This is a genomic window from Bacillus sp. Je.9.29.b, assembly GCF_051129925.1.
GTDB lineage: Bacteria > Bacillota > Bacilli > Bacillales > Bacillaceae > Bacillus > Bacillus safensis.
Genome location: NZ_JBCPSO010000001.1, coordinates 36,264 through 59,383 on the forward strand (window position 1 = coordinate 36,264; position 23,120 = coordinate 59,383).

General features: G+C 42.9%; 16 protein-coding genes. 15 read left to right on the top strand and 1 reads right to left on the bottom strand.

Annotated elements, in window-relative coordinates:
• Positions 1 to 97: 97 nt before the first annotated feature.
• The 3 genes from AAZR19_RS00255 (at position 98) to AAZR19_RS00265 (ending at position 7,081) form a co-directional block, all read left to right on the top strand.
• Positions 98 to 3,478 (top strand): CheR family methyltransferase, encoded by a 3,381-nt coding sequence (locus AAZR19_RS00255; RefSeq protein WP_434702065.1) that lies wholly within the window; start codon positions 98 to 100, stop codon positions 3,476 to 3,478.
• An 86-nt stretch (positions 3,479 to 3,564) separates the two neighbouring features.
• Positions 3,565 to 6,468: a 5'-nucleotidase C-terminal domain-containing protein gene (locus tag AAZR19_RS00260; protein ID WP_434702066.1), complete on the top strand. Its 2,904-nt coding sequence runs from the start codon at positions 3,565 to 3,567 to the stop codon at positions 6,466 to 6,468.
• 46 nt (positions 6,469 to 6,514) lie between these two features.
• Entirely contained in the window at positions 6,515 to 7,081 is a 567-nt protein-coding gene (locus AAZR19_RS00265) for a class D sortase (RefSeq protein WP_434702067.1), read from the top strand.
• Between the two features lie 37 nt (positions 7,082 to 7,118).
• On the opposite strand, the gene AAZR19_RS00270 is transcribed toward AAZR19_RS00265, so the two are convergent.
• The gene (locus tag AAZR19_RS00270; protein ID WP_434702068.1) at positions 7,119 to 8,027 is read right to left on the bottom strand and encodes an RluA family pseudouridine synthase; all 909 of its coding nucleotides are present in this window, start codon (positions 8,025 to 8,027) and stop codon (positions 7,119 to 7,121) included.
• 109 nt (positions 8,028 to 8,136) lie between these two features.
• Between AAZR19_RS00270 and AAZR19_RS00275 the strand changes: the two genes are divergently transcribed.
• From AAZR19_RS00275 to AAZR19_RS00330, 12 genes are all read left to right on the top strand, one after another.
• Positions 8,137 to 8,484: a DUF5365 family protein gene (locus AAZR19_RS00275; RefSeq protein WP_315972897.1), complete on the top strand. Its 348-nt coding sequence runs from the start codon at positions 8,137 to 8,139 to the stop codon at positions 8,482 to 8,484.
• A gap of 309 nt (positions 8,485 to 8,793) precedes the next feature.
• Positions 8,794 to 9,459, top strand: coding sequence for an HAD family hydrolase (locus AAZR19_RS00280; RefSeq protein WP_034282284.1), 666 nt, complete (start codon positions 8,794 to 8,796; stop codon positions 9,457 to 9,459).
• Between the two features lie 15 nt (positions 9,460 to 9,474).
• Positions 9,475 to 11,013: a bifunctional GNAT family N-acetyltransferase/carbon-nitrogen hydrolase family protein gene (locus tag AAZR19_RS00285; protein WP_012009394.1), complete on the top strand. Its 1,539-nt coding sequence runs from the start codon at positions 9,475 to 9,477 to the stop codon at positions 11,011 to 11,013.
• A gap of 356 nt (positions 11,014 to 11,369) precedes the next feature.
• Positions 11,370 to 11,786 (top strand): VOC family protein, encoded by a 417-nt coding sequence (locus AAZR19_RS00290; RefSeq protein WP_041109886.1) that lies wholly within the window; start codon positions 11,370 to 11,372, stop codon positions 11,784 to 11,786.
• Positions 11,787 to 11,866: 80 nt separating this feature from the next.
• Positions 11,867 to 12,784, top strand: a complete 918-nt coding sequence (locus AAZR19_RS00295) for an AEC family transporter (RefSeq protein ID WP_041109888.1) — start codon at positions 11,867 to 11,869, stop codon at positions 12,782 to 12,784.
• 33 nt (positions 12,785 to 12,817) lie between these two features.
• Positions 12,818 to 14,410 (top strand): PucR family transcriptional regulator, encoded by a 1,593-nt coding sequence (locus AAZR19_RS00300; protein WP_041109890.1) that lies wholly within the window; start codon positions 12,818 to 12,820, stop codon positions 14,408 to 14,410.
• Positions 14,411 to 14,665: 255 nt separating this feature from the next.
• The gene (locus tag AAZR19_RS00305; protein ID WP_041109892.1) at positions 14,666 to 16,006 is read left to right on the top strand and encodes an aspartate aminotransferase family protein; all 1,341 of its coding nucleotides are present in this window, start codon (positions 14,666 to 14,668) and stop codon (positions 16,004 to 16,006) included.
• A 159-nt stretch (positions 16,007 to 16,165) separates the two neighbouring features.
• Positions 16,166 to 16,723 carry a glycerol-3-phosphate responsive antiterminator gene (locus tag AAZR19_RS00310; protein ID WP_024425304.1) on the top strand — a complete coding sequence of 186 codons (558 nt, stop codon included), beginning with the start codon at positions 16,166 to 16,168 and terminating at the stop codon, positions 16,721 to 16,723.
• Between the two features lie 214 nt (positions 16,724 to 16,937).
• A complete protein-coding gene (locus AAZR19_RS00315) occupies positions 16,938 to 17,753 on the top strand; it encodes an MIP/aquaporin family protein (RefSeq protein ID WP_024425303.1) in 816 nt (271 codons plus the stop codon).
• Between the two features lie 15 nt (positions 17,754 to 17,768).
• Positions 17,769 to 19,265 carry a glycerol kinase GlpK gene (gene glpK / locus AAZR19_RS00320; RefSeq protein WP_041109894.1) on the top strand — a complete coding sequence of 499 codons (1,497 nt, stop codon included), beginning with the start codon at positions 17,769 to 17,771 and terminating at the stop codon, positions 19,263 to 19,265.
• A gap of 139 nt (positions 19,266 to 19,404) precedes the next feature.
• Positions 19,405 to 21,066 (top strand): glycerol-3-phosphate dehydrogenase, encoded by a 1,662-nt coding sequence (gene glpD, locus AAZR19_RS00325; protein ID WP_024426602.1) that lies wholly within the window; start codon positions 19,405 to 19,407, stop codon positions 21,064 to 21,066.
• A 194-nt stretch (positions 21,067 to 21,260) separates the two neighbouring features.
• Positions 21,261 to 23,006, top strand: coding sequence for a phospho-sugar mutase (locus AAZR19_RS00330; RefSeq protein ID WP_434702069.1), 1,746 nt, complete (start codon positions 21,261 to 21,263; stop codon positions 23,004 to 23,006).
• The last annotated feature ends 114 nt before the right edge of the window (positions 23,007 to 23,120 follow it).

The window sequence follows — 23,120 nt, forward strand, 5'->3', positions numbered from 1 at the left end:
TTTCACGTTTTCATGCAAAAAACATTATTTACAATTAGAGGGTTTTCTTTCTTTTTGTCGAAAAAAAGTATCAGACGAATGAACATGGGGGTACCAGATGCAGGACAAAATCATTAATCGTTTGATAGAAGACGAACATGTGCAGGCACCAGTGATCGGCATCGGTGTTTCGCCGTTTGAACAGCATCATCTTGAGGCTTTTTTTCAATCGTTGCCACCTGAATTAAATGCCTCTTTTATTGTTGTGCAAAATCATGTGACAGGCGATTGTATCACAGATTTAGAAGCACTTGTTTTACCGATTGGCTACCGGGCAAAAACGATTAAACATGGTGAGAAAGTCATGAAGAAGACCATCTATTTTTGTCCGCAGCATGCGGCTGTGACGTTAACAGAAGATCATCGGCTTCATGTATCAGAGCAGCTGCCAACAAACAAGGCATGCTCTGTCGACTCGCTTTTTAAGTCACTTGCCAGTGTTCAAAAAGAAGAAGCGTTTGCGATCTTTTTTCAAAAAGGTCATTGTGTGGGGAGTGGATTGCTTCGGTTGGTTGAGCAAGGCGGTACAGCCTTATCATGCAGTGAGGTAGAGAGTGGTTTTGACAGCATGTATCATCACACATTCAAAAATCCATCCACCCTTGCAGCTTATATGGCCAATATCATCAATGTCCCGTATGTGGATGAGACGGATCCAGCTTTACTAAGAATCATTGAACGTCTCGAAATGTATAAAGGGATTGCCTTTTCAACCTATGAAAAGAAAAGGCTGCTTTCTGTTATTCAAAAACGCATGCGCACTGCAAACGAACCGATGTCATTATTAACAGAGTACGATCGTTTATTAGAAAGAGAACCAGATGAGCTTGACCGCCTGCATGCCCAGCTCCTAAGCGGCACGACTGCTTTCTTTAGAGATATGGAGGCTTTTCGAGTATGTGAACAGAAGGTGATCCCGTCAATCATTGACCATTCGATGAACAACGGGAAATCTCGATGCCGAATTTGGATTGCGGGATGTTCGACAGGGGAAGAAGCTTATTCTTTTACGATTTTATTTTTAGAAGAAATGAAGCGAAGAGATGTGTCCATTGAACTTCAAGTCTTTGCGACAGATATCAACCGAAAAGCCATTCAAATAGCTAGTAAAGGTCTTTACTCGATAGAGTCTATGGCAAGCATACCGGAAAAATGGCGGGCGCGATATTTCGAAAAAAAAGGTGACGCTTTTATTGTGAAGCAGTCGCTTAGAAAACATATTGTTTTTGCTCCTCACAATTTATTGATTGATTCACCTTTTATCCACCTCGATTTTATCAGTTGCCGAAATGTTCTGATGTACTTTGAGCCAGAAGTACAAAAACGAGTATTATCCCGATTCCAATATGCTTTAAAAAATCAAGGGGTGTTAATCTTAGGGCCAAATGAAACTGTTCCCAATATTCCTCGATTGTTTCAATTGTTCAATGAGAAGTGGAACATTTACACCTATTCAAATGTTCCTGCATCTAGTGTCCCTTGGGTATATGACGCTCGTGATGCCGAGTTAAAAAAGCGAGCTGCACAATATATGGAAGAAGTGAGCGGAGAATATGACGCATGCATGGTGATCAATGATTGTGACAAAATTCTGGCGATGTCAAATGGGGCCTATTCCTTCTTAGACCATGCAGAGGTGTCAGATCAATCATGTGAATATGTGACACCTGATTATTTGAAAGAGATGTTGAGTCAAACCTTTCAAAAGGTGTGGACAGACGAGACAGAGCTGGTGTTTCAGCATGTCCTCATTTCGGAAAAAGGAAAAAAGCAGTATGCGGATTTTATTGTAAAGAGTTTTGATCACCGTTTTAAAGGGGTATACGTCATTCTCATTCGAATGAATGAGAGAGGGAAAATTCAAAAGAACAGCAGGGAAAAAGGGATGCCAGATCAGAATTCAGTTTATCAGCAGCGTATTGTCGATTTAGAAAATGAACTCAATGAAATTAAACAAAAGGAGCAGGAGGCAAGGGCTCAATTAAAAGTGAAAAACACGCAAATAGCGGAGCTTGAGAAAAAACATGAACATTTTATTAATATCATAAACAACTTAAGGGTAACAAGGGAAGAACTGTATAGACCTTCTGTTAAGCCTCAGCTTGCGACGTTGTTTGTGGACCGGGACATGAATATTCGCTATTACACTCCTACAGCCGCCTCTTTATTTACTTCAGCTCAAATAAGGCAACAGCAATCCTTTCAGGCGATGGCTAAGAAGCTTACGCAGGAAACGCTCTATCATGACATACAATCGGTTATCTCGGACAGGCGCGTCATCGAACGAGAAATTGAAACGAATGAAGGAGAACAATTCACTGTACACATCACACCTATCTTTGACCAAGATCATGAGGGAGCGGTGATGACGTGGATTAAAATGACGGAAATGACAAAAATCAAACAGTCACTCCATCTAGCGGTAACAGCACTGGATAATAGCCATATCCATATTGTTGTTGCAACTGAGGAAGGGGTCATCCAATGCGTGAATCAGCGTTTTTGCCAGTTTGTACAGCAGCATGAATATGACCTGATCGGCAAAGATATTTTTTCTGTCTATCATTCGCTGTGTCAATGTGATGATTTAGAAAAGCAATGGGACGTTTGTTTAAAAGAAGGCAGCTGGACTGGTGAGCTGTACTTTCAGGATTTATCAGGACGTGAACGATGGGAGAGGGTCTCTTTACACCGAATTGATGATCCTGACAAAATGCAGTCAACCGTGATGCGGATTTCAGAGGACATTACCAATCAAAAGCAGTCAGAGAAGATGCTGATGAAGTCAGAGATGCTGTCCGCAGTTGGTCAGCTTGCAGCCGGCATCGCCCATGAGATACGGAACCCGCTGACGTCGTTAAAGGGATTTTTACAGCTGATGATTCAAAGTAAGAAATATCAGAAGGATTATGCAGATGTGATGATGTCTGAATTTAATCGGCTTGAAGCGATTATTAATGAATTCCTTGTGCTCTCTAGAAGCAAATCGGTGAAATTTGAGCCGGTACATGTCAATCTTCTGCTTGAAGAAGTGATCATGGTCGTTGAATCACAGGCGGTTTTAAAAGGCGTGTCTATTCAGAAGAATTTGTCTCCGTCGCTGCCAAACATTCAAGGTATACCGAATGAGCTGAAACAAGTTTTCTTAAACATTCTTAAAAACGGTATTGAAGCGATGGATGGTGTGACAGGTGTTATTCAAGTCACATCCGTATTGGAACATAATCAGATGATGCTAATCTTTGAAGACCAAGGAAAGGGCATACCAGAAGACGAAATAGGGAAACTGGGTGAACCTTTTTATACAACGAAAGAAAAAGGGACTGGCCTTGGTTTAATGATGACGATTAAAATCATTGAAAGCCATGGCGGCAGCATTCGTTTTGAAAGCAAAAGCTTTGAGGGGACACGAGTGATTATTACGTTTCCAATGAGCTGACAGACATAAGATTTACAAGAAATCCATCTACCATCAATATTTACTTAGTACACTATGAGAGATAAAGCTCGGAAGGGGAGGGTCTAATGAAACGTGTTCGATCCATTCGAATGATCTGTTGTCTGGTTTTAGTGATCTTTAGTCTGCAATCCTTACTGCCTGGCATGATCACAGCAGAACAAGCCATTGCGTCTGAAAAGAAGGAAACGGTTTGGAACCAAAAGAAGTCAATGAAAATCAAGAAAGCCCGCCAGCTGATCGGAGAGACGGTGACGGTGAGTGGAATTGTGACAGCAGACCAATCGGCTATAGGCAATGGGAAACTATCAACGTACATTCAAGACAAATCAGCTGGAATCAATATGTATTCAGCACAGCCCAACAATTTCCCAGAACTAAAAGCAGGCATGAAGGTGACAGTAACGGGGAAGATCACGTCTTATAAAGGACTGATTGAAATTGTGCCGGATCGAGACCGTCTGAAGATCGATGGTGTGAATCAAACTTTGCCAAAGCCGAAGCGAGTCTCCGTGAAACAACTAGAAACGGATCAGGCACGTAAACATGAAGGAAAACTTGTGAAGGTCAAAGGCTATGTTGAATCAAAACCAGAGCAGCCGGCTGGCGGAGGATACAATGTCGTGATCATTGATAAAAAATATCACAGCACCATCCTTAGAGTGATGGTGGATACAAGTGCCATTGATGAAGTAAAGACAGGGAAATGGTATGAGTTTACAGGAGTGTTAAGCAGATATGATACGCTGCAGGTGCTTCCAAGACACAAGGGTGATGTCAGTCTGCTCAAACGCCAGCCAAAGCCGCCAAAAATGAAGAAAGAATACGAGGCAACGGTTGACCGGGTGGTAGATGGAGATACGATTCATTTAAAGAAGCCTGTGCTTGGTACAACAAAGGTGCGCTTTGTGAATATGGACACGCCGGAAACGTACCATAAGCCAAAAAATGAATTAGATCAAAACCAGCTGCGTTTTGGACAAAAGGCGGCGGACTATTTAAATACGCTTCTTTCAAGCGGAGATAAAGTCACATTAAAGATTGGTCCTGAGACGAAGGATGGCTATGGACGTCTTTTAGCTCAAGTGAAAACCAAAAAAGGGGTCAATACGAATTTAGAGCTTGTGAAAAAAGGATATGCCCCTACGTATTTCATCTGGCCGGTTGGAGATGAAAAGGACTATCAGATGTTCCAAAAAGCTGTCAAAGAGGCAAAAGAAAAAGGGCTGGGCATATGGAACGAAGCGGACCCGCTGCTGGAACAGCCGTTTGAATTTAGGGCACGTGAACAGAAAAAAGGACTGACACGCTACGTCGGTGATTCATCAGCGAAAACCTACGTATCGCCTGGCAGCTGGAAAGAAATCGCTGTAGATAAACGCATCTTTTTTGCTTCAAAAGAAGAAGCAGAACGGGCTGGCTATCAGCCGGCAGAGGAAGCTGGGGAAGTCCCATTAACCATTTTAAGCATGAATGATTTACACGGAAAAATTGATCAACAATACGAGCTGGATCTAAAAGGTGATGGCAACAAAGGAACGTATGGACGGATGGATTATGTGGCGGCTTATATGAAACAAAAACAAGCAGCCCACAAAAATACGATCACAGTCCACGCCGGAGATATGATTGGCGGCAGCTCTCCAATATCGTCGCTTCTGCAGGATGAACCAACGGTTGAACTCATGGAGAACATAGGCTTTGATGTTGGCACGGTCGGCAACCATGAATTTGATGAAGGGGTGGACGAGCTATTACGTATCATAAATGGCGGAGATCATCTTAAAGGCACAAAGGGATATGACGGACAGAATTTTCCGCTCGTTTGTGCAAACTGTGAATACAAGGATACAGGTAAACCCCTTTTACCTGCTTATGAAATCATGGATGTCGAGGGAATTCCTGTAGCATTTATCGGTGTTGTGACAAAGTCAGCCGCAGGAATGGTGATGCCAGAAGGGATTAAAGACATTCAGTTTACAGATGAAGTCAAAGCCGTAAATGAAGCCGCGAAGGAATTAAAACAAAAAGGGATCAAAGCCATTGCGGTCTTAGCTCATATGACGGCCTCTCAAAATGGAGATACCATCACTGGAGAAAGTGCGAAGCTGGCTAAAGAAGGCGATGATGAAATTGATGTCATCTTTGCGGGGCATAATCACGAAGTGGTAAACGGAGAGGTCAATGGGAAATTAATTGTTCAAGCCTTTGAATATGGGAAGACCATTGGCGAGGTCAATGTAACACTTGACCGCAAAACGAAGGATATTGTCAAAAAGAGTGCAAATATCCAGTATGTAGACCAGTCTGGTATTGAAAAGGACAAGGAAGCAGCCGGCATCTTGGCTCATTACGGGAAAGAAGTTGAGCCGATTATTAGTGAGGTAGTTGGAGAAGCTGGTGTCAAAATGGAAGGCGGCTATTCAAATGATGGAGACACGCCGCTCGGTAATTTGATTGCTGATGGTATGAGGTATTCTATGAAAAGTGATTTTGCCATGATGAATGGCGGCGGCATCAGGCAAAACCTTGAAAAAGGGCCGATTACGTGGGGAGATCTGTTTAATATTCAGCCTTTTGGCAACGTCTTAGTTAAACTTGAGATTAAGGGGAAAGACTTGGCTGAGATCATTGAAGCGCAAATTTCTCCTCAATTTGGACCAGATTATAGCATTTCGGGCTTTTCATATTCCTATGATCCGGTAACATATAAAGTAGTCGACTTAAAGCTGCCAGATGGATCAAACGTTGCGCTCGATCAAACATATACACTCACGGTGAATAACTTTATGGCAACTGCAACTGGCAGTAAGTATGCACCGATAGGAAGGCTGGGGAAAAATCCTGAAACAGGTCCAGAGGATTTAGAAGCCACTGTCGCTTTTGTGAAGAGCTTTGAAGGAGCTTCCATTGTGTATCAAAAAGAGGGACGCATTCAAAAAGCAAAACAAGAAGAAAAAGCAGCAAGCTAAAGAGCGTATCATCTAAGAGAAATGTAACAGGTAAAGGAGTTTAAGCATGAAAAAGTGGCTTGCACTTACTGTGATGACAGCAGGAATTGTCTTGCTAGGCTGGGGAATTTGGCAAATCGCCTCTACGCACCTTCAAACAGCACAATCATTAGAAGACGCGAAGAAAGCGGTAGCGGACGATCAAAGGATATCAAAGAAGCAGTTTTCTCCTGAAGTGGGGAAAGCCTCTGGCATTCTGACGATTCCGAAATTAAAAGCAGACCTTCCCATTGTCGAAGGGACAGATGCGGATGATCTTGCCAAAGGAGTCGGGCATTACAAAGGCAGTTATTACCCTGATCAAAAGGGACAAATCGTCCTATCTGGCCATCGTGACACGGTATTTCGTCGAACAGGTGAATTGAATATTGGAGATCAGCTGAAAATCACTGTGCCGTATGGTGAGTTTGTTTATAAAATCACACATACGAAAATCGTGGATCAGCATGATACATCCATTATTACTTTGCAGAATAAAAAGGAAGAGCTGGTGTTAACGACATGCTATCCATTTCATTTCGTCGGCAATGCACCAGAGCGGTACATTATTTATGCCAAAAGAGCATCTGTCTAATGAAGAAAGAGCCTGCTTATCAAAAGCAGTCTCTTTTTTAATGAATGATCTCGTCCATGAGCTGAGCCATATCTAGTGGAAGCGGTGCTTCTATGCTCAGTTGCTCACCTGTAAAAGGATGTGTCATGTCTACTTGTTTGGCGTGGAGAGCGCATCTGTTGATATGATGGCGAGCTCCGCCATAAAGTGTATCTCCGGCTAAAGGGTGCCCAAGACTGCTAAGATGGACTCGAATTTGATGTGTTCTTCCCGTCTCAAGTTGCAGATTGACGGCTGTCATTTGCAGGCGTTTATTGATGTCCATGACCTGAAAGTGAGTGACAGCACTTTGACCAGTAGGAGAGATTCTGCGTCTGACGGCATGATGCTTGTCACGGCCGATCGCTGCATCGATAGTTCCTTTCTTTTTCTTGAAAAGTCCTTCTGCGATAGCGATGTAGGTTCGGCTGATCGTTTTTTTAGAAAGCATTTGATCAAGCACAGCATGAGCTAATCTGTGTTTGGCAAAAATGACTGTGCCGCTTGTGTCTTGATCGAGTCTGTGAATATGTCTCACTCGCTTTTCCTCGCCATTTGCTTGAAAATGAAAGGCCACAAGGTTTGCTAGTGTGCCTGTTTGTCCCTTTTCATTCGGGTGCGTTGGTCGTCCAGCGGGCTTTTGTACAATCAATAAGTGCTCGTCCTCAAAGAGCACCTCTAATTCACCATATTCTGGCGTCACATCACTTTCTTCCGTTTCAAATAAATCGATCAGGATGTGATCGCCTGTACTGACTTTTGCCGCGTGATGGGCAGGCTTTTGATTTAAACGTATTTTTTGATGCTCCATCCAAAAATGGATAATCGGTTTTGAGGCCGACACGGCTGTTTTTAAAAACTGACTCAGTGAAGTGTCATGATCGTGCTCACCTGCTTTTAGCGAGAGCGTGTGTCCGTTAATGTTCATGATATCCGTTCCTTTCTTTGGGTATATATAGGAAACACTTACCTTGGCGAACGCCTTTTTTTCTGTGCTATTCTGAATGGAGAACTAACGACAGAGAGGTAGATGCCACGTGAGAATAATGAAAGCTGCTACAGACCTGCAAGAGCAGGCAATTGAAGAAATATCAAAGGATGTTGAAGATCTTCTATCCCATGCTGTCGGTGAAAACCCAGCTGCGCGACAACAAGAACGCCCGCTGACCTTCGTTGAAGGGGTTTATAACGGAACGATGGACGATGCTTTTCGTATTTTATCGGGACTTCAGCTATTACATACCATTATTGTAAAACCTAAACGCCATATTACAAAGCGTGATCGTGAGCTATTCGAGCGAAATCGTGATCAGGTCAATGCATGCGGCTTTTCTTTTCCGTTTGATTTAGACGATTTTGCCAGCCGCCGTCTTCAAAATGCGTAAAAGTTGGTGTGAACTTCCTTGTTAACTTACAAGGCTGCCGCACATACTATTTTTAAGGGAACGGAGAAACCTTAAGATCTGTAATACCAAACCCGCTCTTTTTCAACATTGCCTATTTCTCCACGAATCGGAGCGCTTGGACCTCTTGCAGAATAAACCGAACACGGGTAGGAGCCTGACAAAATGGTACAGGCTCCTTTTATACATAATGATTTTAGCAGACATTCATCTTTGAAAGTCAATTTTATTCACGATATGATAGCATTGAGTATCATATTAAAGACTTTCGTAAAAAAAGGAGTGGCCTCGTTGGTAAAGGCGATTATATTTGATTTTGACGGATTAATTTTAGATACAGAAACACATGAATATGAAGTTTTACAAGAAATGTTTGCAGAGCATGAGTCGGAGCTGCCTCTTTCTGTATGGGGCAACGTCATTGGGACGCAGGCAGGCTTTAAGCCTTTTGAATACTTAGAAAAGCAGCTAGGAAAGACGCTCGATCATGAGGCACTCACAGCGGACCGGCGTTCTCGTTTTCAAAAGAGAATGAAGGATGAATCAGCACGACCTGGCGTAGAAGCTTATTTACAGGCAGCGAAGGAGCTTGGGATCAAGATTGGACTTGCTTCCAGCTCAGACTATAAATGGGTGTCTGATCACCTGAAGCAAATTGGTCTTTTCGATTATTTTGAATGTATCCGCACGTCAGATGATGTGGAAGAAGTCAAACCTCATCCAGAGCTTTATTTGCAAACCGCAAGCTGCTTAGGTGTAGAGCCAAAGGATTGTGTGGCATTTGAGGATTCAGTGAATGGATCAATTGCTGCCAAACGCGCAGGCATGAAATGCGTCATCGTCCCAAACAAAGTGACGAGCACGCTGCAGTTTGAAGAATATGATGTCAGATTAGAATCCATGGCTGAAATCGAATTGCTCCAGCTATTCCATCAGCTTGAAAAAGAGGATCAGTAAGGGGGCAAAAACATCATGGCAGAAAAACTCGATTTAACGCGGTTTGAAAAAAGAATGGTGATCCGTAATATCCGAGAAGAAGATATTGACCGAATCATCGCCTTGCAGGAGGTATGCTTTCCGGGCATGGACCCTTGGAAACGAGAGCACCTTGAAAGCCATCTTGAGCATTTCCCAGAAGGTCAGTTTTGTGCTGAATTTGAGGGAGAAATCATTGGCTCTTGTTCAAGTTTATTAATTAACTTTGATGAATACGATGACCGTCATACTTGGCAGGACATCACAGATGATGGGTACATCACAAACCATAATCCAGATGGGATGAATATGTACGGAATTGAAGTGATGGTTAGTCCTGAGTACCGCCGCATGAAAATTGGCCATCGTTTATATGAAGCAAGAAAAGACTTAGCGAGAAGATTAAATTTAAAAAGCATCATCATTGGCGGACGCATCCCGAATTATCATAAATACCAAGAGGAAATGACGCCTCGTCAATATGTGGAGCAGGTCATGCTTCACCAAATTTATGATCCTGTTTTATCTTTTCAGCTGTTAAATGAGTTTAGCCTCATGCGGATCAATCCGAATTACTTGCCGGATGATAAGGCATCGAGCACATATGCGACGTTAATGGAATGGAACAACGTCGATTATCGTCCGCAATCGAAGAGATATTATAAATCGGCATTCCCAGTTCGTATTTGCGTCATTCAATATGCGATGAAACAAATTCATTCCTTCGAGGAATTCATGAATCAGGTGGAGTATTATGTTGATGTCGCATCAGATGCGTCAGCTGACTTTGCCGTATTCCCAGAAATTTTTACAACGCAGCTCATGTCTTACTTAGAGGAGCGCTCCCCAAGTCTTGCAGTACAAAGGATCACAGAATATACCGAGGATTACATTAATTTGTTCACAGACCTTTCTGTGAAGTACAACATTAACATCATCGGCGGATCCCATTTCGTTGAAGAGGAAGGGAAAATCTACAATATCGCTTATTTATTTAGACGTGATGGAACAATTGAAAAGCAATATAAGCTCCATATCACACCGAATGAAAGAAAATGGTGGGGGATTTCAGCAGGTGATCAAGTTCGGGTATTTGATACAGACTGCGGTAAAATTGCGATCCAAATTTGCTACGATATTGAATTTCCTGAGCTTGCTCGGATTGCAGCTGATAAAGGAGCGAAAATTATTTTTACTCCGTTTTGTACAGAAGACCGCCAAGGCTATTTAAGAGTGCGTTACTGTGCACAGGCTAGAGCGGTTGAAAATCAGATTTATACCGTTATCTCAGGAACAGTCGGAAACCTTCCGCAAACCGAAAATATGGATGTCCAATATGCACAATCAGCGATCTTTGCCCCATCAGACTTTGAATTTGCAAGAGATGGGATTGTAGGTGAGTGTAATCCGAATATAGAAATGGTTGTCGTTGGCGATGTCGATTTAGAAATTTTAAGAAGACAGCGGCAAGATGGAACGGTACGTCAGCTCAAGGACCGAAGAAGAGACGTGTACCATATTGAATATAAGAAATAATGAAAGGAAGCGCCTGTCACAAGGCGCTTCAGCGCGCAGACAAACCCTCGCATTCGGTGTCAGGTCTGCGCTCCAGTGCTCATGAATGTTTCATTCGCTCCGCTCCGGTGCTCGATCTTCCTAGACTGCAAAGGTTTTCTATCACGCTGAAAAGAAGCGCCTGTCACAAGGCGCTTCTTTTTGTTGACATTTTTTAAGAGACATAGTAGAGGCACGAGCGCTGCTACCTGTTCAAGATTCATCATCATTTTTTGCCTACATAAGATGGAGAGCTTATTTTTTTATGTGATAAAGGGATGCCGGAGCAAAATCTGAATATACTGAAAGGAGATCATGTGTTCAAAAAGGAGAGGAACATGGGACGACAAGCTAAACATTTATATATCAATTTGCCGGTAAAGCATGTCAAGGAATCAAAGGCTTTTTTTGAGCAGCTGGGTTTTGAGTTTCAAGAGCAGCTGACGAATGATCAGGCAGCTTGTTTGGTCATTGGTGACACCATTACGGTCATGCTGTTAACCCATAAGCATTTTCAAACCATCTCAGAAAAACAATTGGTGGATGCAAGGCAGGGATCAGAGGTCATTGTCTCTATGCGGGTTGATTCACGAAAAGAGGTCGATGAGCTTGTCGAGCAGGCGATGGCAGCAGGCGGGTCACCGTTTAAGGAAAAGCAGGATCATGGGTTCATGTACGGTTGGAGCTTTCAGGATCTTGATGGTCATTTGTGGGAAGTGTTCTATTTGGATGAGGAGAGAAGCGGCCTTTCATAAGGGTGCTTCTTTTTTATTGTTTAACAGTGGTATGATTATGAGGAAGAATAGGAATTCATCTAGAGAAAAGTAGGTGCAGCATGGAGTTTTTACTTGTCTTACTGCCAGTGTTCGGTATTTTCCTTATCGGGTATATTGGGCAGAAGGCCATTGGTTTTGACATACATACGCTCTCATCAATGTCTTTATATTTAATGTCACCATTTCTTGCGTTTGAAACCTTTTATCAAAACAAAGTATCGATGGACTATGTGTACCTATCTATTTTTGTCATCGGACTTTGTCTTTCACTTGTTTTATGTGTCTTTATTTTATCTCGTATTTATGGTTATTCGAAGGAAATGTATTGTGCCATGATTCTGTCGTCAGCATTTATGAACAATGGGAATTACGGCACGCCCGTTGTCCTGCTTGTCTTCGGAGCAGCAGGTTTAGATATTGCCATCGTCTTAATGGTACTGCAGCAGCTTGTCATGAGTACAATCGGTATGTATTATGCAGCAAAGGGCGGAGAGGATGCAGGAGATGGAAAGGTTGTGCTGAAAAAAGTGCTGCGTATGCCGGTGGCATATGGGGCACTCCTCGGTCTATTATTTCAGCTGATTGATCTTTCATTACCTAAAGAGGTGATGACGGGTGTCCAGCTTGTGGGGGATGCCGCCATACCGACGATTATGCTTATTTTAGGCATGCAGCTCGCCGTCATTTCTTTTAAGCAAGTGGATTATCGAAATATTTCTTATGCTGTATTGCTGAAGCTGTTTATCTCACCACTCATCGCATTTGGTTTTACGCTCATTTTACCGGTAGACGATTTGGTGAAACAAATTATGATCTTAGTTGCAGCCATGCCGACAGCAGCAAATACCACGCTGATGGCTGTACAATTCCGAACGAAGCCTGAGTTTGTCTCAAGCACGACATTTCTCAGTACTGTTTTAAGTATCGTGACATTACCAGTTTTATTATGGATTTTATCGATGCACCCTCTGGGATAGGGGATGGGCGGCAAAACAAAGGGGGACATATCAATGAATGTAGATGTTCATTTTCAAGTGAGTGATGTGTTGAAAACAAAGTATTTTGCCCATGCAAAAGTGTTAGCAGGAGAAAAGGGATTGTTTCGGCAGGTCAAATGGGTCCATGTGCTAGAAGTGCCTGCTGTAGAAGATTTGTTAAATGGGGGAGAGCTCATACTAACAACAGCCGCAGGCTTTCATGATCAATTGGATGTGTTTCAAGCATTTTTAAAACAGCTGATCGTTTCTGGTGCGGCAGGCTTGTGTATTGAATTTGTTCCGCTCAGATTCGATGTGCCGGAAGAACTGATTGCGTATGCAGAAGAAAGAGATTTTCCGCTGATTCTGTTTACAAAAGAAGTGAAATTCGTCAACATCACACAGCATCTCCATACGATGATGATTGAACGCCAGTATCAAATGATGGCTGATTTAGAAGCACTATCATCAAAGCTGAATGAGCTTTTATTGACTCCGCATCCGCAGATGGATATTTTGGATCAAGTGTATCAGCACGTAAGGGGCATTCTTTTACTTATTCCTGTTCAGGGGGAGCCGATTATTTTATGTGATTCCTCTAAACAAACCGAAGAGCTGGTCATGAATTATTTACAGTTTGCTTCCTTGCCAAAAGGATACGAAGTGACCAAAAAAGAAGTGCTTGCACTCAAGCAGACATTTGCAGACCTTGTGCTCATTCATCAAACGAACACACTCTCAGAATTCGAACTGCTCGTCATGGATAAAGGGGCAAATGCTCTTGCCCAGCAAACGCTAAGAGAGCTTTATACAGAAGAGCTGAAGAAGACAAAAGAGAACGAATGGCTGCAAAAATGGTTCCAAGAAGAGCATACAGAAAGAGATATTTTAGAGCATCTTGAAGAAACAGAAGGATTGAAAAAGCCAACCGGCTGTGTGGTGATGCTCTTTCAAAAGCATCATCAAATCGAAGAAATCGCAGGAAATCTTTATTTTCTCGTATCGTGCCGCTCCATCTTTCAGCGTGCGGGTTTCCACTTGATTCCATATGAGCATCAAGGACAAACCTTGTTTATTTTATTGAACACGAGAAAGAAGGAGGATTGGAAAGAGCGTGCAGAGAGGGCTGCGAGTGACATCAAACAATTGTATGATCGGGAGCAGCCCCGCGGAACTGTGATCAATTTTGGCATCGGTCCATATTGTGAACAGTTTCAGCATATGAGAAAAAGCTTTCAAGCAGCCAAAGAAGTGCTGCATTTAAAGAAAGTGATGCCCCAGCGTGTGGAAAGCCCATTTTATCAAGATTTGCATATGCTCCGTCTCATGCCTTTCATGAAGGAAAGCGGACTGCTTGAATGTATGGTGAAAGAGTATTTGGAGCCTGTCATTTTATATGATAAGCAAAATAGCGGAAGACTTTATCAAACGCTGAATATCTTTTTACAGACAAACGGTTCTAAAAAGGAAACTGCAAGCCAGCTCTATATTGTCAGGCAGACGCTTTATCATAGACTAGATAAACTGCAAGCATTGCTTGGCGAGGATATGATGCAGGCACCGAAACGACAGGCGCTTGAATTTGCGATTCTTGCATATGAATTCCTGCAAGGAAATGACCGTTAACGAGGTATGTTAGATTTGCTAAGCATCCGAGTGGAGTGTCTTACGGTTCTTTTCAATCAGTTGACGATCTGTCTAATGTAATGGGCCCGGCCCCTTTTTTATAATGAAAGTAATGGTTGGTTCTCTCTTACGGGCGGCCTAGTTTCAGTTTCATATGCCTCCCTTTTCAGCCATATAATGAATAGAGGGGCAATGTGCTGCTGAACCGGTTTAAGCTTCTTTAATGATGAAAACGGATACATGGGGGTCGGGAAGATGAAAATACATGAGCAGGCTCAAAATCTTCAGACGAAAGATGATCAGTTGATCTGGCATCATATGAAAGGGACAAACAAGGAAAATGAAAGCATGGTCATTCACAAGGCAGAAGGCGCATGGGTGACTGATATTCATGGGAATCGCTATTTAGACGGGATGTCAGGTCTTTGGTGTGTAAATGCCGGTTATGGCAGAAAAGAGCTTGCAGAAGCGGCATATAAGCAGCTCAATACAATGCCTTACTATCCGCTGACGCAAAGCCATGTGCCAGCGATTCAGCTGGCTGAAAAGCTAAATGAATGGCTTGGCGGGGACTATGTCATCTTCTTTTCTAACAGCGGTTCTGAAGCCAATGAAGCCGCATTTAAGATCGCCAAACAATATCATGCGCAAAAAGGAGAGAGCACAAGAACAAAGTTCATCTCCAGGTATCGGTCGTATCACGGTAATACCGCAGCAGCTCTTGCTGCAACGGGGCAGGCGCAGCGTAAATATAAATATGAACCATTAGGTCAAGGCTTTATCCATGTCGCACCGCCTGATATGTATCGTCATCCTGAGGATCAAGAGACTTTGGCAAGTGCAGCGGCAATCGATCAAGCCATGACGTGGGAACTAAGTGAGACCATTGCTGGGGTCATTATGGAACCGATTATTACAGGCGGCGGTATCTTAATGCCGCCAAAAGGGTATTTGAAGAAGGTCAAAGACATCTGTGAGGCTCATGGAGCGCTTCTCATTGTGGATGAAGTCATCTGCGGCTTTGGCCGGACAGGGAAGCGGTTTGGTTTTATGCATGAAGATGTAAAGCCGGACATCATTACAATGGCAAAAGGGATCACAAGCGGCTATTTACCTCTTTCTGCAACGTGCGTGAAACGAGAAATCTATGAAGCCTACGCAGGGGAAGATACGTATGACAGGCTGCGCCATGTAAATACATTTGGCGGTCACCCTGCTTCTTGTGCGGTTGCCCTTGCCAACCTAGAGATCATGGAAACCGAGAAATTAGTAGAACGGTCTGACACGCTGGGGCAAGACATGCTTGAACGTTTGCAAGAGTTAAAAGAGCATCCATTTGTCGGTGATGTCAGAGGGAAAGGCCTGCTGTTTGGTATTGAACTTGTTCAGGATCAACAGTCTAAAAAACCGGCTGATCCACAGGTTGTCGGTCAATTGATTGCAGAATGTAAAAAACGCGGACTGATCATTGGGAAAAATGGTGATACGGTTGCCGGCTATAATAACGTTGCCCAGCTTGCACCGCCGCTAAATATAACAAACGAAGACGCCTCATTTATTATCAACACGCTAAAAGAAAGTATGGCGCAGTTATAGCAGAGAGATTTCTCTGCTTTTTTCTATGGGAAGAGCACATACATTAAGATGCTGTTAGGTAAAATCGGCATTGGATACATTAGGTGTATTGAAAAATAGAAGAGATTCTATTACTGTTAGGAGAAGACTGAACCAATACACTTTAGAAGGAGACGGCATATGAGTTTTCATGATCAACCCATTCTACCTGCTGTTCGCAATATGAAGCAATTTGAGGAATTTTTAAAAAGTCCATTTACATATGGGGTCTTACTTGATGTGCATTTAGGCCGGCTAAAGGGCATCATGAATGAGGCGAATGCCCATCATAAAAAAATGTTTGTCCATGTCGATCTCATTCATGGGATCAAACATGATGAGTATGGAACGGAATTTATTTGTCAGGAAATGAAGCCGGCAGGAATTATTTCTACTAGGTCTTCTGTCATAGTGAAAGCCAAGCAAAAGAAGGTATATGCCATTCAGCGAATGTTTTTACTTGATACAAGTGCGATGGAAAAAAGCATGGAGTTCGTAGGAAAACATCGTCCAGATTTTATTGAAGTATTGCCTGGGGTTGTGCCGGATTTAATTACTGAAGTGCGCGAGCGAGCTGGGATTCCAATATTTGCAGGCGGATTTATCCGTACAAAAGAAGATGTGGAAAGAGCGCTTGAAGCGGGAGCTACAGCTGTGACAACATCGAATACAGCCCTTTGGAAAGCGTTTCAAAAGTGAAAAAGATAAAATGTGAAAATTGATTGACAACGTTTTCATCCTCTGATACTATAGCACTAAGTTAATATCATGTGATGGAGAAACGGAGATCCACAACAGCGCTTTACTAGGTGACAAATGACCCTGATGTAAAGTATGTTTGTTGTGGATCTTTTTTCTTTATCTTTTTTTACACATTCATAGGGATGGCAACTGAACCAGAGGAGGAATTTTCATGACACCATTTTGGGGTGAAGTCGTAGGTACAATGCTTCTCATTATTTTTGGAGGCGGTGTATGTGCGGCAGTCAATTTAAAGAAATCGCTCGCATATCAGTCCGGCTGGATTGTAATCGCTTTCGGATGGGGATTTGCAGTAGCCATAGCAGCTTATGCAACAGGTGGAATCAGCGGAGCACATTTGAATCCAGCACTAACAATTGGGCTTGCGCTTGAAGGAAGTTTTCCTTGGGCTGATGTACCAATGTATATTGCCGGTCAAATGCTTGGCGCATTAATAGGAGCTATTATTGTCTTTTTACATTACTTACCGCACTGGAAAGCAACAGACGATCCAGGTGCAAAGCTGGGTGTATTCTCAACTGGTCCTGCGATTCCGCATACTTTTGCAAACGTACTTAGTGAAGTCATCGGTACATTTGTATTGGTTCTAGGAATCTTAGCGATTGGTGCAAATAAATTCGCAGACGGAATCAATCCGCTGATTGTTGGATTCTTAATTGTCGCAATTGGTCTTTCTTTAGGCGGAACAACTGGTTATGCAATCAATCCTGCACGTGATTTAGGTCCGAGAATTGCACATGCGATTCTGCCGATTCCAGGTAAAGGTCCATCGAATTGGAAGTATGCTTGGGTGCCAGTCGTTGGTCCAATTTTAGGCGGCGCATTTGGCGGTGTTTTCTACAATGCAGCCTTTAAAGCGAACATCACTCCAGCCTTTTGGATTGTAAGCGTTATTTTAGTTGTGGTATTGTTAGGACTCTATGTCTCTACGAAAAATCAAACAAATGCTGTAAATGAAAGTATGTAAGGGGAGGAAAACACCATGGCAAAAGAAAAATATATTCTCGCTTTAGATCAAGGGACAACAAGCTCAAGAGCGATCTTATTTGATCAAGAAGGCAAAATTGCACATACAGCTCAGAAGGAATTTAATCAATATTTTCCGAACCCAGGCTGGGTAGAACATAATGCAAATGAAATTTGGAGCTCTGTTCTATCCGTCATTTCAACTGCTTTAATTGAATCAGGCATTGAAGCAGATCAAATCGCCGGTATCGGAATTACGAACCAGCGTGAGACAGCTGTTGTTTGGGATAAACATACAGGCGCACCCGTTTATAATGCAATTGTTTGGCAGTCTAGACAAACGTCTGGCATTTGTGAAGAGTTAAAAGCGCAAGGACACAATGAAACGTTTAGAAATAAAACAGGTCTTCTCATTGATGCTTATTTCTCAGGGACAAAAGTAAAATGGATTTTAGACAATGTAGAAGGTGCTCGTGAGAAAGCAGAAAATGGCGACTTGCTGTTTGGCACAATTGATACATGGCTCATTTGGAAGATGACAGGCGGTCAATCACACGTCACAGATTACTCCAACGCGTCAAGAACGTTAATGTTCAACATTTACGATCTGAAATGGGATGAAGAATTACTTGAGATCCTTGGCGTACCTGCTTCTATGCTTCCTGAGGTGAAACCATCTTCACATATCTATGGTGAAACAACAGACTATCACTTCTTCGGCAGAAATATCCCGATTGCAGGGGCGGCGGGAGACCAGCAGTCTGCACTATTCGGTCAGGCTTGCTTTGAAGAAGGAATGGCGAAGAACACGTATGGCACAGGATGTTTCATGTTGATGAATACAGGGGAAAAAGCAATTAAGTCGGATCATGGTTTATTAACGACAATTGCATGGGGCATTGACGGTAAAGTTGAATATGCTTTAGAGGGAAGTATTTTCGTAGCTGGTTCAGCGATTCAGTGGCTGCGCGATGGACTGAGAATGTTTAAAGACTCAAAAGACAGCGAAGCCTATGCAAAGCGCGTTGAGTCAACAGATGGCGTATATGTCGTTCCAGCATTCGTTGGTCTAGGCACACCATACTGGGACAGTGATGTCAGAGGCGCTGTATTCGGATTAACACGCGGTACTTCTAAAGAGCACTTTGTCCGTGCAACGTTAGAATCACTTGCTTATCAAACGAAGGATGTTTTAGATGCGATGGAAAAGGATTCAAACATCTCATTAAAAACGTTGCGTGTGGATGGCGGAGCTGTAAAGAATGATTTCTTAATGGGCTTCCAAAGTGATTTGCTGGATGTACCAGTAGAGCGTCCAGAAATTAATGAAACGACGGCACTCGGTGCGGCCTATCTTGCGGGAATAGCAGTTGGCTTCTGGAACGACCGTTCAGACATTGCAAAACAATGGAACCTTGACAAGCGCTTTGACCCTAAAATGGAAGAGGACAGCCGCGACTCGTTATACAGCGGGTGGAAAAAGGCTGTAAAAGCAGCTCAAGCTTTCAAATAAACCAAAAGTATGGTATACTTCAAGTAAGTTAATAGAACGGTTGGAGAACTGGAGAGACCGCAGGCACCGAAGTGTAGAAATACGCTTTGGGTGTTTGCGGTCTCTTTTTCTTTACCGTACAACATGGGAGGAACAAGAGATGACTTTTTCTAGCTTAGAAAGAGAACAAATGCTGCAGGAAATGACAAAAAAACCATATGATGTGTTTATCATTGGTGGGGGTATAACAGGCGCTGGTACAGCACTTGACGCGGCTTCACGCGGAATGCGTGTCGGTCTTGCAGAAATGCAGGATTTCGCAGCAGGTACGTCTAGCCGCTCAACGAAACTAGTGCACGGCGGACTTCGTTATTTAAAACAATTTGAAGTGAAAATGGTCGCAGAGGTCGGTAAAGAGCGTGCCATTGTATACGAAAATGGTCCTCATGTGACAACGCCAGAATGGATGCTTCTTCCGATGCATAAAGGCGGGACATTTGGTAAGTTTTCAACCTCTATTGGACTTAGAGTGTATGACTTTTTAGCTGGCGTAAAGCATAGCGAACGCAGAAGCATGCTAAGTGCAAAAGAAACACTTGAAAAAGAACCGCTTGTCAAAAAGGACGGCTTAAAAGGCGGCGGCTACTATGTTGAATACCGTACAGATGATGCACGCCTCACAATCGAAGTCATGAAAGAGGCTGTGAAATTCGGAGCGGAAGCGGTCAACTATGCGAAAGTAAAAGAATTTATTTATGATAAAGGCAAAGTGGTTGGTGTTGTCATTGAAGATGTCATGACGCAGAAAACATACGATGTGTATGCGAAGAAGATCGTCAATGCGACAGGTCCATGGGTAGATCAGCTGAGAGACAAGGACCACTCAAAAGAAGGAAAACACTTACAGCATACAAAAGGAATTCACTTAGTATTTGACCAATCGGTCTTCCCATTAAAACAAGCGATTTACTTTGATACACCTGATAAACGTATGGTCTTTGCCATTCCAAGAGAAGGCAAAACGTACGTTGGAACAACAGATACAGTGTACAAAAAACAGCTGGAGCACCCGCGTATGACAAAGGCCGATCGTGACTATGTCATCCAAGCGATTCAGTACATGTTCCCTGATCTCAATATTACAGAAAAAGATGTAGAATCCAACTGGGCCGGTCTTCGTCCGCTCATTCATGAAGAGGGCAAAGATCCTTCAGAAATTTCTCGTAAGGATGAAGTGTGGACATCATCTTCAGGCTTAATCACCATTGCTGGCGGTAAATTAACAGGCTACCGTAAAATGGCTGAGCATATTGTCGATCTAGTACGTGATGGACTGAAACAGGAAACGGGCAAAGATTACGGACCATGTAAAACAAAGCATATGCCAATCTCAGGCGGCCATGTAGGCGGATCTAAAAACATGGCAGCCTTTGTTCAAGCGAAAACAGCAGAAGGAGCATCTGTTGGTTTAACAGAACCGATTGCACAAAAACTAGCTGAAAAATATGGTTCAAACGTCAGCAGTGTCTACAAACGAGTAGAGCAGCTTCAAGGGGAAGCAGACAAACGAAACATTCCAGCATATGTGCTGGCAGAGCTTGTCTATGCGATCGAAGAAGAACTAGCTGTAACACCTGTCGATTTCTTCTTAAGAAGAACAGGAAGCCTATTATTTAATATCAATTGGGCAAAAAAATACGCACAGCCTGTTGTTGACTACATGGCAGAGCGTTTTGGCTGGGATGAAGCAGCAAAACAGAAACATCAAACAGAATTAGATCAACTATTCCATGAAGCAGTCGTACCGCTTGATGCTGAATAAAAAGAAGACAAAGGGTTAAAGCAAGATCATTTTAGCCCTTTGTCAACAATCTGAAAGCCGATCATGTATCGGCTTTTTTTATTTGTGCAGCATTTTTTCCAACTGCTAATGATATAGCATGACATAAAGGATGATTCCATATAGAATAACAGTAGATGTTATTTTATTGATGATAAGAGCTGGGGAGGACGACCATGAGTTGGAAGACGAATTATGAGCGATGGATCAATGAGAAGCACCTGGATACTGAACTAAAGGAATGGCTAAAGACGCATCAAGATGACCACCAAGCACTTGAAGACTGTTTCTACAAAAACCTTGAGTTCGGCACTGGAGGAATGCGCGGTGAGATTGGTGCAGGCACGAACCGAATGAATGTGTACACTGTTCGTAAAGCATCAGCAGGTCTTGCTGCGTATATTGCGAAACATGGAGAGGATGCAAAAAAAAGAGGCGTCGCCATTGCATATGATTCACGCCATAAATCGCCTGAATTTGCGATGGAAGCAGCCAAAACACTTGCTTCACAAGGCATTCAAACGTATGTATTTGATGAATTGCGTCCGACACCAGAGCTCTCCTTTGCGGTTCGTGAGCTGCATGCATTTGCTGGAATCGTCGTGACAGCAAGTCATAATCCACCAGAATATAATGGCTATAAAGTGTATGGTGAAGATGGCGGGCAGCTGCCTCTATTTGAAGCAGATCAAGTCATTCAAGAAGTAGATGCAATTGAAAATGAACTGTCGATTTCAGTTGATTCTGAAGAAACGTTGAAACAGCAAGGGCTGATCAAAATAATCGGAGAAGAAATCGACCATGCTTATATTGAAAAATTAAAAACCATTAGTGTGCACCCTGAGCTGGCACATGAGGTCGATGTCAAAGTTGTGTTTACTCCGCTTCATGGGACAGCCAATCACCCTGTCAGAAACGGGCTTCAGGCTCTAGGTTATCAGCATGTCACTGTTGTGCCTGAGCAGGAAAAACCAGATCCACAATTCTCAACAGTGACCTCGCCGAATCCAGAGGAGCATGCAGCATTTGAGTACGCCATCAAGCTTGGTGAAAAACAAAATGCCGATATCCTCATTGCCACAGACCCAGATGCTGACAGGTTAGGCATTGCGGTCAGAGATCACGAAGGAGAATTTACCGTCTTAACAGGCAACCAAACAGGCGCCCTGCTGCTCCATTATTTATTGTCTGAAAAACAAAAGCTGGGTCAATTGCCGCCTCGTCCCGTTGTGATGAAAACCATTGTTACAAGTGAGCTTGGGCGCGCTGTAGCATCAGCTTTTGGTGCCGACACGATAGACACACTCACAGGCTTTAAATTTATTGGAGAAAAAATTAAGCAGTTTGAAAAGAGCGGAGAATACACGTTTCAATTCGGTTATGAAGAGAGCTATGGCTATTTAATCGGTGACTTTGCCCGAGATAAAGATGCGGTGCAAGCGGCACTTTTAGCCGTTGAAGTCGCTGCTTTCTATAAAAAGCAGGGCAAGTCCTTGTACGATGCGCTTGTCGATATTTTCAAGCAGTTTGGATTTTACCGGGAAGGGTTAAAGTCGTTAACCTTAAAAGGAAAAGAAGGAGCAGAGCAGATTTCAGCGATCCTTCATACCTTTAGAACAAATCCGCCAGCTGCCATCGCAGGGCAGCGCATAACAGTGATTGAGGATTACCAATCAAGACAAAGACAACTTGTGGCTGAAAAGAAAGAGGAAACCATTCACCTGCCAGCATCAAATGTGCTGAAATATTTCCTTGAGGATGGTTCGTGGTTCTGCTTAAGACCTTCCGGAACTGAGCCTAAAGTGAAATTTTATATTGCAGTCAAAGGCACGTCTTTAACAGATAGTGAAGAAAAGCTAAAGCATTTGTCAGAAGAAGTGATGAAAGTCGTTTATGATATTGTGGAAGAAACAGCGAAATAACGAAAGATAAGGCCATCATGTATGAATACATGATGGCTTTTTCTCATCCAAAAGGATGAGAAGAAATCATTCTTTTGGAGAAAGAGCGACGAAGGGGCTCATGGTATAATGAGC

What these genes read in the sequence shown, in the direction of transcription:
- AAZR19_RS00295 (WP_041109888.1), top strand. Translation starts at nt 11,867, where the DNA reads ATGGAGTTTTTACTTGTCTTACTGCCAGTGTTCGGTATTTTCCTTATC.
- AAZR19_RS00290 (WP_041109886.1), top strand. Translation starts at nt 11,370, where the DNA reads ATGGGACGACAAGCTAAACATTTATATATCAATTTGCCGGTAAAGCAT.
- AAZR19_RS00330 (WP_434702069.1), top strand. Translation starts at nt 21,261, where the DNA reads ATGAGTTGGAAGACGAATTATGAGCGATGGATCAATGAGAAGCACCTG.
- AAZR19_RS00310 (WP_024425304.1), top strand. Translation starts at nt 16,166, where the DNA reads ATGAGTTTTCATGATCAACCCATTCTACCTGCTGTTCGCAATATGAAG.
- glpD (WP_024426602.1), top strand. Translation starts at nt 19,405, where the DNA reads ATGACTTTTTCTAGCTTAGAAAGAGAACAAATGCTGCAGGAAATGACA.
- glpK (WP_041109894.1), top strand. Translation starts at nt 17,769, where the DNA reads ATGGCAAAAGAAAAATATATTCTCGCTTTAGATCAAGGGACAACAAGC.
- AAZR19_RS00285 (WP_012009394.1), top strand. Translation starts at nt 9,475, where the DNA reads ATGGCAGAAAAACTCGATTTAACGCGGTTTGAAAAAAGAATGGTGATC.
- AAZR19_RS00270 (WP_434702068.1), bottom strand. Translation starts at nt 8,027, where the DNA reads ATGAACATTAACGGACACACGCTCTCGCTAAAAGCAGGTGAGCACGAT.
- AAZR19_RS00255 (WP_434702065.1), top strand. Translation starts at nt 98, where the DNA reads ATGCAGGACAAAATCATTAATCGTTTGATAGAAGACGAACATGTGCAG.
- AAZR19_RS00300 (WP_041109890.1), top strand. Translation starts at nt 12,818, where the DNA reads ATGAATGTAGATGTTCATTTTCAAGTGAGTGATGTGTTGAAAACAAAG.
- AAZR19_RS00265 (WP_434702067.1), top strand. Translation starts at nt 6,515, where the DNA reads ATGAAAAAGTGGCTTGCACTTACTGTGATGACAGCAGGAATTGTCTTG.
- AAZR19_RS00305 (WP_041109892.1), top strand. Translation starts at nt 14,666, where the DNA reads ATGAAAATACATGAGCAGGCTCAAAATCTTCAGACGAAAGATGATCAG.
- AAZR19_RS00260 (WP_434702066.1), top strand. Translation starts at nt 3,565, where the DNA reads ATGAAACGTGTTCGATCCATTCGAATGATCTGTTGTCTGGTTTTAGTG.
- AAZR19_RS00315 (WP_024425303.1), top strand. Translation starts at nt 16,938, where the DNA reads ATGACACCATTTTGGGGTGAAGTCGTAGGTACAATGCTTCTCATTATT.